Here is a 12,152-nt window from a genome sequence, read left to right as displayed (position 1 = left end):
ACTACGCCGCCGTTTGGCTTTCTGTATCACCGGCACGGATCCTAAATAGTTTCCCAGAGTGAGTACGATTTGCTTTGTAATCTGGCTGTAAAAAACGAGGACGAATTGACTTTAAATGCTCAATTTGCTCCTCACTTAACTTACCCACTGGTAAACCTAAAGCTTTGTAACTCAGTAATGGCCGTGCAGCTAAATTGATCATCATGTCCACATTGCTTCGTTGCTCATGAACATGTTGCTCATTCATTGGCTTTAACACACCATTCTCCATTAAGTTGGCTACGGCTGGCTCTTTTAATGGGAGGCTTAGGACGCTGCGGCGAGTAATAATAAATTCGCGTAAAATTGCACGCTCAGAATGATCCAAACATGAAACCATCAACGACAAACGCTGTAGTTCACGACGATGCTGAACAGCCCCTGTAATGCTAGCCATCATTAACAACACACCGCGGCTAAGGAAGTATGCCAAACCAGCAACACAACTAATGGTTAAGGCCATAAGCAGTTGCGCGTTTAAGCCTGCTCCAGGTAACCACTGCTTGGGAATAACCAGCAACATGCCACTGGCGGTAAGCACCCACGCCATAAAAATGTCTAATATGCCCCAGCGGGCGATTAAACGTCCTAAAAATTCCATTGTTTTGCACTCCTGACAAAAAGCTGACTCTTCGCAGGTAGTGATAGCAAGGGCTGTGCCAGATAATAAGAAGGCCGCATAAAGCGGCCTCAATTAAACAAGTAAGTAAGCTAGGCTTCTTGATGCTCTGGAACTAAGTCCATTGCGGCTTGCATCACTTCAATGCCAGCACCTTTCTTATGGGCATTCTCGCTTAAATGCCTACGCCAAGCACGCGCGCCCACACAACCTTGAAATAACCCTAGCATGTGGCGGCTAATATGTTGTAAACGGCCGCCTTGTGCCAAATGGTTTTCAATATATGGCAGCATTAACTCAGCCACTTGATGGCGGCTTAATGCTGGCTGCGGATCGTCAAAGATCTGTTGATCCACATTCGCTAATAGGTAAGGATTTTGATAAACCTCGCGACCTAGCATAACACCATCAAGATGCTTTAGGTGCTCTTGCACTTGTTCCAAGCTAGCAATTCCGCCGTTTACGCTTATGGTTAGCTGCGGGTAATCAGCTTTTACTTGGTAAGCTCTTGGGTAATCTAGCGGAGGAATATCTCGATTCTGCTTTGGGCTTAGACCAGACAACCAAGCTTTACGCGCATGAATAATAAAGGTTTCGCAGCCAGCTTCAGCCACCGGCTCGATAAAGTCTTTTAGAAACTGATAACTATCTTGCTCATCGATACCAATCCGTGTTTTTACCGTAACCGGGATCTTCACCTGCTGCTGCATTTTACTAACGCATTCAGCCACCAGCTCGGGCTCTGCCATTAAACAAGCGCCAAAACGGCCATTTTGTACTCGGTCTGATGGACAACCTACATTTAAGTTTACTTCGTCATAACCTAAATCTTCAGCGCGTTTTGCACATTCGGCTAATTCCTGCGGATTCGAACCACCCAGCTGTAAAGCTAACGGATGCTCTTGCTCAGAGAACCCTAAGTAATCCCCTTTGCCATGTAAGATCGCTCCTGTCGTTACCATTTCAGTGTAAAGCAGGGTATTTTTGCTCATCAAACGGTGGAAGTAACGACAGTGACGGTCAGTCCAATCGAGCATTGGGGCAACAGAAAAACGATGAGCTTGGTAGGGTAAAACTTGAGTCATAGGTTCAACATAATAATAAAATGGCATAAGATCAAAGCACTAACTATAAATGCTAAGCCTATACGGCCTAGAGCTTATCGAGTGTTTACAAATACGAGAGTTCACTTAACTCAGCCAGCAATTATACTACGGCTGAGTGGGTATTGCCCAATCTTACCGAGGAATACTTTGCTCTAATTAAACTTTGCTTATTCAAGAAAAATTGACATTCGCCAACCTTAACCCACTCGGCTAACTCGCTTGCTCAACCAACAAACTTGCTTTCGAAGTGCTTTCACCGATTAACCAAATCTACACCGCGTTTTGACCCAATACTAAAAGCCTGTTGCCAATTATAATAACCAGCAATTAAGTGATCTTTTGGAGAGTCAAGGATCCTTCCAAACTCGCCAAAAACCTCATGCCCCCCAGTACACGCTTAGCAAAGCAAAAACCACATAAATTAGGCTCAACAATCAGCGAAAGAGACTAGGGTCTGTTGATCTTTGCTGATGGCTTTTGCAGCAATTTATTAGCCATTTAGGCAAGGCAGTGAGTGAGCAGTTAAGTGGGCTTAATAATCACTCGCTAACGCTGAATAAATGGCTAAGAAATGCTGCCCGAAGGGTTCGGGTAAGCGAACTTTACTCTTTGTTAAGCACTTCTTGCTTAGCCCACTAGGCTTCTAAGTGCTCGCCGCGATTAAAGCCCGCTTATCTCGAACAAAATTTCAACACCAAAGATCAACAGACCCTAATTATTTGCGCATACAACTCAACATTTGAATACATGTTAACTTAGCCATGGGATTGTTTACTCAGCTCGAGCTCCCCCTTAAAAATAGTTAGCAGGTAATCATCATCTTTTAAATTGAGCAGAAACAGTACAGATTTCCTTCATTTTACTTCCTTGAATACATCGATGCGGCAACTAAAAAATGAATGGTTACCATTCAACTAACCTATTGAACTAAAGTATTAATACAAGAAAAAAGCTAGATTAATAAACTTATCAAGCGTCTCTACTAATCAAATGATAACTGATAAAGTCTGCTATGCACAAAAACTGGCAACGGCCGAATACAACCTAACTCTTGTGATGAAACTTTCAAGGAAAAACAAGTGGCAGCCAAGACCTCAGTGGTGATCCCATATTTTAATAATCAACAATTTATTTCCAAAGCGGTTCATTCTGTAATAGAACAAACTCAGCCAGCCCTTGAATTAATCATTGTTAATGATGGTTCAAGCAAGGAAGCGAGAGAATACTTAGAACAATTTAACTCGGTAGCCACTATTGTTGACCACCCCACTAATTTGGGAATAGCGAACGCGCGTAATAACGGCGTAAAAGCTGCAAAAGGTGAATTTATCGCATTTCTAGATGCCGATGATTATTGGGATAAAAACAAACTAGCACTTCAACAAGACATAATGGAGAACGAGCCCGGACTCTCCGGCTGCCACTGTGCTACCAATATCTTTTCTCAAGAAGGTGAAGCTATTGAAACTTGTGACGCTAAGCCCGTTTATCTTAGCATCAGTGATAGCTTAATTGATTCGCATATCGTTCCTTCAAGCTGGCTGGTTAAACGCGAGCACTTTTTGGATGCAAAAGGCTTTGATTCAGAGGTTATTGCTGAAGATTATGACTTGTTCCTCACCCTCCTGGCCAAAGGGCATCAGTATAAGTTTATTGCCAAACCCTTAGTTTGGTTTCGACGAGCCAACCAAGGTAATGAATCCAGTCGCTGGCAGTACATCTTTTATGGGCGTTTAAGGGTATTTAAAAAACATTGGAGAGATCTTTACAAAGTGGGGGGAGCTTGGGCATTGTGTAACAACCTACAGCGCACTTTTGAGCTAGCCGCCTGGAGAGCAACCGGCATTCGCTACTTTATTTACAGACTAGCAGCTGCGCTCATTCCAAATAACTATAAATGAGCGTGAAACTAAATGAATGCGAGCCTGAATATCAATTTACTCTCTTCAATTCAGTGAAGCACTTCGTAAAAATATGACTAATAGTTGCAGCTCATCGGATCTCGTGCGATTCTTAAGATAAATCTCAATAGTTTTGTGATTTTGGTCGATAACAAAACCAAAGCAGCTGATGTAAATTTGACCAACCTCACCTACAGTAGGAAGTAATCTGTCACTATGGATGTAAAGTTTGTTAACCCTTTTCTAAAGTCTCTTTTAAACGTGCTCGAAACCATGGCTCAACTAGAGCTTAAGCCAGGTAAACCTGGGCTAAAAAAAGACGAAATTGCACGCGGTGATGTTTCTGGACTGATTGGTATGGTTGGTCCTCAAACCAAAGGCTCTCTGTCAATCAGTTTTGATAAAGGTCTAGCCATTGAAATTATGCGCCGCATGCTAGGTGAGGCACCAGAATCAATTAATGAAGAAGTCACCGACATGGTTGGCGAAATTACAAACATGGTGACTGGTGGAGCAAAACGCTTGCTAGCAGAGAGTGGTTACGATTTCGATATGGCGACACCAGTAGTAGTGTCTGGCCCGTCGCATACCATCACTCATAAAACCGAAGGGCCTAAAGTACTAATTCCTTTTACTTCTATTCATGGCCACGCAACTATCGAGATTTGTTTCGAAAACATTTAACTATATACGATAAATACAAAAAAGCCCGCAGTTGCGGGCTTTTTACTTTCTAACTAACTATAGACCTTCAGCGTTAGCAGATAAGTACTTAGCAACACCTTCTGGGCTTGCGTCCATACCTTCTTTACCTTCTTCCCATTGTGCAGGACATACCTCACCGTGCTTCTCGTGGAAGTTTAATGCGTCAACCATGCGTAGCATTTCGTCAATGTTACGACCTAGCGGTAGGTCATTCACAACTTGGTGGCGAACTACGCCATTAGCGTCGATTAGGAAAGAACCACGGAAGGCTACACCAGCTTCTGGATGTTCTACGTCGTAAGCTTTACAGATTTCGTGTTTAACGTCTGCTACTAGTGGATATTGAACTTGACCGATACCGCCATCTTCAATTGCAGTGTTACGCCACGCGTTATGAGAGAACTGAGAATCGATAGATACACCGATTACTTCAACGCCTTTATCTTGGAAATCTTTAAAACGGTGATCGAAAGCAATCAACTCTGAAGGACAAACAAAAGTAAAATCTAGTGGGTAGAAGAATACTACCGCAGCTTTACCTTTGATGTGCTCACTTAGCGTAAAGGCATCAACAATCTCACCGTTACCTAGAACAGCAGCGGCAGTAAAGTCTGGAGCAGGACGACCAACTAATACACTCATTTCGTATTCCTTGTTAAATAGGTTATCAATTTCGCTATAAATGATGCGCCAAAATTGGCGATTTGACGAATTGATCTAATCAATTAATTCAATAGATAAAAACTATCGAAATATAGATTAATAATTCAGCACCCAATTAATAGCCTAATTTGATGAACTTGTAAATACTAGGGTCTGTTGATCTTTGGTGTTGAAATTTTGTTCGAGATAAGCGGGCTTTAATCGCGGCGAGCACTTAGAAGCCTAGTGGGCTAAGCAAGAAGTGCTTAACAAAGAGTAAAGTTCGCTTATCCGAACCCTTCGGGCAGCATTTCTTAGCCATTTATTCAGCGTTAGCGAGTGATTATTAAGCCCACTTAACTGCACACTCACTGCCTTGCCTAAATGGCTAATAAATTGCTGCAAAAACCATCAGCAAAGATCTACAGCCCCTAGTTTGTGTAAGTTATACGAACTCTTGATGTCAACTTAGTGACCAGCTCATAAGCAATTGTGCCAACCGCCTTTGCAATGGTCTCAACGGGTAACTCTGGCCCCCAAAGTATTACCTTGTCGCCGACCTTATCCTTACAATCGGGACCAAGGTCAACACATAGCATATCCATAGAGACCCGCCCAACAATAGGCACTAAGCGACCATTTAACCAAACCGGAGTGCCATTTGGCGCACTGCGAGGGTAACCATCTCCGTAGCCCATGGCAATTACGCCTAAACGAGTATCTTGTTCTGCTCGCCAAGTGGCACCATAGCCTACCGACTCACCTTGTGGGTGTTCACGCACCGCGATAAGGTTTGTTTGCAAGGTCATGGCAGGAATCAAACCAAAATCCGCTCCGCTATTATCCACTTGAGGAGAAATCCCATACATGGAAATCCCTGGACGATTCCACTGCGCATGCGCCTTTGGCCAAAGAAGAATTCCAGCCGAATTAGCCAACGAGCATTCCACACCAAGCTCTTTGGTTAACTCACTAAACAATGCAATTTGCTGGGGTGTTAAGGGATGCTCCAGCTCATCAGCACAAGCAAAATGACTTATTAATTTGAAAGGTGTTTGAATATTTTGGCACGCGCGAATTCGTGGTAATAATTGCTTAAATTGCTCGGGCAGTAATCCCAAACGATGCATCCCTGTATCAAGCTTAATCCAAGTCTCTAATGGCTGCCTTAAAGATAACTGTTCTACCAGCTCTAATTGCTGCTCGCTATGAATGACCGTAGCCACTTGATGCAGTGCTAACTCTTGCGCTTCTGCGCCGTCAAAAAAGCCCTCTAGTACGAGAATATGTGATTCAATCCCCGCCTTGCGCAACGCGATCGCCTCTTTACTACGAGCAACCGCAAATCCATCTGCAAATTCCGCCAAGGCCTCTGCCACTTGCAACATGCCGTGACCATAAGCATTAGCTTTAATAACAACCAAAATTTTGCTACTTGGCGCACGTTGCTTTAATACTGCGTAATTGTGTTTTAAAGCAGATAGCGAAACCTGTGCATTGGCGATTTCCATTAGCACCTATTCATCGTCGTAAAATTCGCCAGCCCAATTATCAAAACGAGAGAACTGACCTTGGAAGGTAAGTGGAACACGGCCAATAGGGCCGTTACGCTGCTTACCAATAATAATTTCGGCAAGGCCTTTGTTATCAGTTCCTTCGTTATAAACTTCATCACGATAGATAAACATAATTAAGTCGGCATCCTGCTCAATAGAGCCCGATTCACGTAAATCGGAGTTTACTGGGCGTTTGTCGGCGCGCTGCTCCAAACTACGGTTAAGCTGAGAAAGCGCCACAACTGGTACGTTTAATTCTTTCGCCAGTGATTTAAGCGAGCGAGAAATTTCGGCAATTTCTAAGGTCCGATTTTCACTTAAACCCGGTACTTGCATCAGCTGCAAGTAATCAATCATGATCATGCTAAGCCCGCCTTCTTCACGCGCTACACGGCGAGCACGAGAGCGAACTTCGGTAGGGGTTAAACCCGATGAATCATCCACGTACATCTTCGATTTTTCGGCCATTAAGCCCATAGTTGAAGACAACCTTGCCCAATCATCATCATCCAAACTACCGGTACGAATTTTAGTTTGGTCAATGCGCCCAAGTGAGGCCAACATACGCATCATGATCTGTTCTGAAGGCATCTCCAAACTAAAGATTAATACTGGCTTATCACGCGTCATTGCTGCGTATTCACACAAGTTCATCGCAAAGGTGGTTTTACCCATAGATGGTCGAGCTGCAACAATAATTAAGTCTGAGCCTTGCAGGCCGCTGGTTTTCTTATCTAGATCGGCAAAGCCTGTTGATACACCTGTCACACCATCGTTAGGTGATTTATACAACTCTTCAATTTTATCAATGGTTTCAGCCAACAGGCCTTTTACTTCTTTAGGGCCTTCGTTGGCATTAGCCCGAGACTCGGCAATTTTAAATACTTTGCTTTCGGCAAAGTCCAGCAAATCGCTACTCTTTCGCCCAGCCGGTTCATAGCAGCTATCGGCAATTTCATTAGCCACTGCAATTAGTTCTCGAGTTACCGCTCGCTCTCGAACAATTTCAGCATAGGCGCGAATATTGGCGGCACTTGGGGTATTTTTAGCAATCTCACCCAGATATGCAAAACCACCAATATCATCTAGCTGCTCTTGACGCTCTAACTCTTCTGATACTGTCACCAAGTCGATAGGCTGACCGCTTTCCGCCAAACGGTGCATAGCCGAAAAGGTATATTGATGAGCACGTTGATAGAAATCTTGCTCAACCACCAGCTCCGACACATTGTCCCAAGCGTTATTGTCGAGCATTAAGCCACCTAATACTGCCTGTTCAGCTTCGAGAGAATGCGGCGGTGTTTTAAGCTGGTCGATTTGCGAATCTTTAGGCTTTTTGTCTTTATCTTTATACTTACGAGAGGGCGCGCTGGCTGCCATAATGTTTCATTGCGGTTGTTTGTTACTGACGCCTATTATGCGCGAATTATGCAGCCACACCAAGTAACATTTACCCCAGATTTAGAAACTAAAAAGCCAGCTTTAGGCTGGCTTATTGCAAAAAAAGATTGCTTACATCTTAGCGTAATAGGCGGCTAATTCGGCAATTTCTGCATCGGTTAAGTTAGCCGCTTGGCCCTGCATTACAACAGCTTGTCCACCATTGCGTTGCTTATCACGGTAAGCTTTCAGTGAAGACACTAGGTATTGTTCATTTTGGCCAGCTAAATGCGGATAACCCGGAATCATAGCCTTGCCTTCTGCTCCATGGCACGCGGCACACAATGGCGCTTTAGCTGGAGCCGCGTTTGCGGTTGATGCGACAAATGGTAGTGACAATGCCAGTGCAATAATCAATTTGTTCATCTTCATCCTCTTTATTGTTATTGGGGATCTCTATGTGAGTCCTGACACTTTCGCTCCACACAATAAAGCACCAGGTAAATTAAGCTTATCAAATAAAACTCAACAGCAACAGTTTAATACTTAGGCAGAAACCACCATCAAAAAATAGCAATTGGGGGAGCTTGTAAACAGTCCTCTGCATCATGGGTCACTAAAAGAGCCGGAATTGACAGTTCTTCAATTTTCTCTCGAACAAACTCGCGAAACTGTTTGCGCAAGGGTTTATCTAGCTTGCTAAAAGGCTCATCAAGCAATAACAACTTCGGCTCTGCTAATAGACTACGTAATACACTTACCCTCGCCCGTTGACCGCCCGACAGACTAGCAATATCACGCTGCTGATAGCCGGGCATACCAGCATCAGCTAAAGCTTGCTCTATAAGTTGAGCTGCTTGGCCTTGTTTAGCATGTGCTAAGCCGTATTGCAGGTTTTGCGCAACGTTGAAATGCGGGAACAGCAAATCATCTTGAAACAGCATTCCAACTTGGCGTTGCATTTGCGGCTTGTTTAACAAAGATGTCCCGGCTAAACATATTTCTCCCGAGCAAGTAAAGCCTTCGTCTAAAGTGCCGGCAATAGCCGCTAGAAAACTAGATTTACCACACCCACTCGGCCCCATAATAGTCACGATTTCACCACCGGCCACCGACATATTAAGCTTGCTTAAAAAGTGCTGCTGAGCAAACGCCAAACCAAAATCTTTAATCTCTAACATTAACTATGCATCCCTCGAAAATGCCGGTAGCGCCATTTAGGCCAAGCAATAGCAGCACTGTACACCAGTAGTGGCAGTAACGTTTGCCATATCACCATCACTGCAGTTATTCGCCTATCACCACCAGAAGCCAGCGCGACGGCTTCGGTGGTTAGAGTACTCACTCGCCCTGCTCCCACAAACAAAGTAGGTAAGTATTGAGCAATACTCACAGCAAAACCAATAGCAAAAGCCAAACCTAAAGGACGAGTAAGCATGGGCAATTTTACTGCCATGAAACTGCGCCAATAACTATGCGACAAACTAACCGCTGCCTGCATATAACGCTTATCAAAGGCTCGATAACTGCCAACCAAAGATAAATACGCATAGGGTAAAACAAAAATAATGTGCGCCCAGATAACAGTGATGAGATTGCCGTCTAGACGATACTTAAACAGCTGAACTTGCACACCAAATAAAAATACAACTTGAGGCAACAACAAAGGCAAGTACATCATAATTGACCACCAGCGCGACGTATCGGCTTGTTTTAATTGGTACTCCAAGCAGCCAACAACCAATATTAAACTTATGGCGGCCGAAGAAAACGCAATGCCTAAACTATTAAACAATGGTGCTAGCAAATAACTCCCTGCTTGCTGCCAATAGTGCAAGCTCCACTGTGCAGGCAATACATCAGGAAATCTCCATCGCCAAGTTATTGACCAAATAAGGATCACCAATAAGCTCAATACTAAGCTAATCACCAGTGTCACTAACAAACCACGAGCAAGTTTGGCGCTACTCGCTGATTTGCGAACGCCTTGCATGGCTTTATTTAGTTGCCTAGTAAGATAGAGCTTTTCTAAGCCTAAAGACAACAAGACACTCAATACCACTACTGCAAGCAGTAGTAATGAGCCCGCCGCTCCCACTAAACGCAGATCGATATTGCTATCGCTAAACCACTGCCAGACCAATAATGCTAAGGTTACTGGCTTACTCGGGCCGATAATTTGCGCCACATCCACAACAGTAAGTGAGAACGCAAGCACCGTAAAAAACGGTAAGCGAATACGTTTAATTAACTGCGGGAACAAAATATCTTGCCATACTTGCTGGCTCGAATAAGCCAAGCTTTGGCCAAGTGCCAAACTGCGTTTTACTGGTAATTGAGAACAAGCAGACATTAATACCAATAACATGAATGGTAACTCTTTCACCCACAAAGCGAGCATTAAGCTTAAGCCCCAAGCATCTTGAGTGGTTTGCCATAAAGGCGGGTAGTTGAAATCAGTTAACCAAGGTGAGACCAAACGCATTAACCAGCCACTAGGCGCTAATAAAAACAATAAAGCAATGGCCATTGCAGCGTGTGGAATAGCTAAAAAAGGCGCCAGTGTTTTCTCTAAAAACTGCCACCAACGACTCTGGTAGCAATGCATAATTAACCAAAGCGCCGTTATCAATGACAATAAGGCGGCAGCCCAGCCAGTAAACACCGTAAGCAATACCGATTGCCATAATGGCGAATAGCTAAACAGCTGTTGCCAAACGTTTAAACTAAATTGGTGTTTAGAAGCAATAGGAAAATAGCCAAAAGCAGGTAACAGCGTATCAATAAAACCAAACAGCAAAGGCAGCATCAGCAGTGCACCGGTCACAACTGGAAATAACACTGCTGCCTTTTGGGAAAACTCTCTCATCGACTATAGCGACGCAACCATTCTGCTTCTAACAAAGCGACCCAAGTAGCATGAGGTTCGCCTAATATTTTAGCGCGATCTGCTGCACTTAAACTCGCTTGGTTTTGCTGCCCGGCGAAAAACTGTTGTTGTTGTTCACTAAGTTTTTCTAGCGCCAATACCGTTGGGTCACCCCAGTAAGTTAAATCAGCTTTGCGAGCTTGGGCTTCAGGCGATAATAAAAAGTTGGCCACTACCATCGCACCTGCGCTGGCGTCACTATTAAACGGAATGGCTAAGAAGTGAGTATTGCCTACCGTTCCGATTTGATGCACATAACTACGTACCGATTCAGGCAGTAAACCTTGCTCAATGGCAGCAGCCGGATCGTTAGGGTTGAAGCTAAAAGCGATGCTTAACTCGCCGTCATTCAACAGTTGCTGCATTTGACCACTTCCACTTGGAAAGCTTTGGCCACGGCGCCACATTAAAGGGTGTAACTGATCCAAATAAGCCCATAGCTTGCTAGTCACCTTATCGAAGGTTTGCTTATTCACTGGCTGATACAGTTGCTCGGTATCATCAATAGTTTCAAACAAGGCTTGCTTTACAAAAGTGGTTCCATAAAAACTTGGTGGCGCTGGATAACTAAATAAGCCAGGGTTTTTCTGTAGGTAACTAAGCAGAGCTTGCATCGACGTTGGCGCTTGTTTAATGCGAGCACCGTCGTAATAGAATGTCAGTTGCGCGCCACCCCAAGGAGACTCATAGCCCTCAACAGGAATAGTGAAGTCATATAATAAAGCGGGATTATTAGCATCAGTAAGCGCTAAATTCGGTAGGTATTGAGTGAATGGACCATAGAGCAATTTGGCCTCTTTTAAGGCACGGAAGTTCTCGCCGTTAACCCACACCAAATCAACACTGCCACCGTTAGTTCGGCCACTCACTTTCTCCGCTAAAATGCGGCTGACCACATTGGCGGTATCGGTAATCTTTACATGCTCAAGTTCAACACCATAGCGCTGCTTAACTTGCTCGCCCGCCCAGCGAATATAGGCGTTAATATTATCGGCGCCAGCCCAGGCATTAAAATATACGGTTTGCCCTTTAGCTTGCTGCTCTATGTCTGACCAACTGCTATTAGCATGGGAAAAAACACTGATTAAGGCGGTCGCTAAAACCAAAAATAAACGCACTCTAACTCTCCTTGTTCAAGTAACCAATTTGCGACAACGAAATACTTATAGTGAAAACCGGATTTATATCAACTATCTTTCAAAATCCTTTAAAATCATAGCCAATATACAAAAAAACCGCGCCTAGGCGCGGTTTTTTCAAGCTATATAGCTGAAA

11 protein-coding genes are annotated in these 12,152 nt (G+C 43.9%); 2 read left to right on the top strand and 9 right to left on the bottom strand.

The window, feature by feature from the left end; genetic code table 11:
- Nucleotide 1 precedes the first annotated feature (1 nt).
- The gene (locus K5L93_RS13640) at nucleotides 2–640 is read right to left on the bottom strand and encodes a super-infection exclusion protein B (protein WP_220720321.1); all 639 of its coding nucleotides are present in this window, start codon (nucleotides 638–640) and stop codon (nucleotides 2–4) included.
- Nucleotides 641–750: 110 nt separating this feature from the next.
- The gene (gene dusA, locus K5L93_RS13635) at nucleotides 751–1,743 is read right to left on the bottom strand and encodes a tRNA dihydrouridine(20/20a) synthase DusA (protein ID WP_220720320.1); all 993 of its coding nucleotides are present in this window, start codon (nucleotides 1,741–1,743) and stop codon (nucleotides 751–753) included.
- Nucleotides 1,744–2,843: 1,100 nt separating this feature from the next.
- Here dusA and K5L93_RS13630 point away from each other — a divergent pair.
- Nucleotides 2,844–3,665 carry a glycosyltransferase family 2 protein gene (locus tag K5L93_RS13630; RefSeq protein ID WP_220720319.1) on the top strand — a complete coding sequence of 274 codons (822 nt, stop codon included), beginning with the start codon at nucleotides 2,844–2,846 and terminating at the stop codon, nucleotides 3,663–3,665.
- Between the two features lie 216 nt (nucleotides 3,666–3,881).
- Nucleotides 3,882–4,349 (top strand): chemotaxis protein CheX, encoded by a 468-nt coding sequence (locus K5L93_RS13625; protein ID WP_220720318.1) that lies wholly within the window; start codon nucleotides 3,882–3,884, stop codon nucleotides 4,347–4,349.
- 57 nt (nucleotides 4,350–4,406) lie between these two features.
- On the opposite strand, the gene K5L93_RS13620 is transcribed toward K5L93_RS13625, so the two are convergent.
- The 7 genes from K5L93_RS13620 to K5L93_RS13590 all read right to left on the bottom strand — a co-directional run bounded on the left by K5L93_RS13620 (nucleotide 4,407) and on the right by K5L93_RS13590 (nucleotide 11,995).
- A complete protein-coding gene (locus K5L93_RS13620; protein ID WP_220720317.1) occupies nucleotides 4,407–5,012 on the bottom strand; it encodes a peroxiredoxin C in 606 nt (201 codons plus the stop codon).
- Nucleotides 5,013–5,443: 431 nt separating this feature from the next.
- Nucleotides 5,444–6,523: an alanine racemase gene (gene alr, locus K5L93_RS13615; RefSeq protein WP_220720316.1), complete on the bottom strand. Its 1,080-nt coding sequence runs from the start codon at nucleotides 6,521–6,523 to the stop codon at nucleotides 5,444–5,446.
- Between the two features lie 6 nt (nucleotides 6,524–6,529).
- On the bottom strand, nucleotides 6,530–7,948 hold the full coding sequence (dnaB, locus tag K5L93_RS13610; protein WP_220720315.1) for a replicative DNA helicase: 1,419 nt from the start codon (nucleotides 7,946–7,948) through the stop codon (nucleotides 6,530–6,532).
- A 132-nt stretch (nucleotides 7,949–8,080) separates the two neighbouring features.
- Nucleotides 8,081–8,374, bottom strand: a complete 294-nt coding sequence (locus K5L93_RS13605) for a c-type cytochrome (protein WP_220720314.1) — start codon at nucleotides 8,372–8,374, stop codon at nucleotides 8,081–8,083.
- A gap of 137 nt (nucleotides 8,375–8,511) precedes the next feature.
- The gene (locus K5L93_RS13600) at nucleotides 8,512–9,129 is read right to left on the bottom strand and encodes an ATP-binding cassette domain-containing protein (protein ID WP_220720313.1); all 618 of its coding nucleotides are present in this window, start codon (nucleotides 9,127–9,129) and stop codon (nucleotides 8,512–8,514) included.
- Entirely contained in the window at nucleotides 9,129–10,817 is a 1,689-nt protein-coding gene (locus K5L93_RS13595; protein ID WP_220720312.1) for an ABC transporter permease, read from the bottom strand. Before K5L93_RS13595 ends, K5L93_RS13600 begins: the two co-directional genes overlap by 1 nt.
- Nucleotides 10,814–11,995, bottom strand: a complete 1,182-nt coding sequence (locus tag K5L93_RS13590; protein WP_220720311.1) for an ABC transporter substrate-binding protein — start codon at nucleotides 11,993–11,995, stop codon at nucleotides 10,814–10,816. Before K5L93_RS13590 ends, K5L93_RS13595 begins: the two co-directional genes overlap by 4 nt.
- Nucleotides 11,996–12,152: the final 157 nt, after the last annotated feature.

The sequence above is a fragment of the Agarivorans litoreus genome, from assembly GCF_019649015.1.
GTDB lineage: Bacteria > Pseudomonadota > Gammaproteobacteria > Enterobacterales > Celerinatantimonadaceae > Agarivorans > Agarivorans litoreus.
This window is presented reverse-complemented; position numbering and strand designations above follow the sequence as displayed.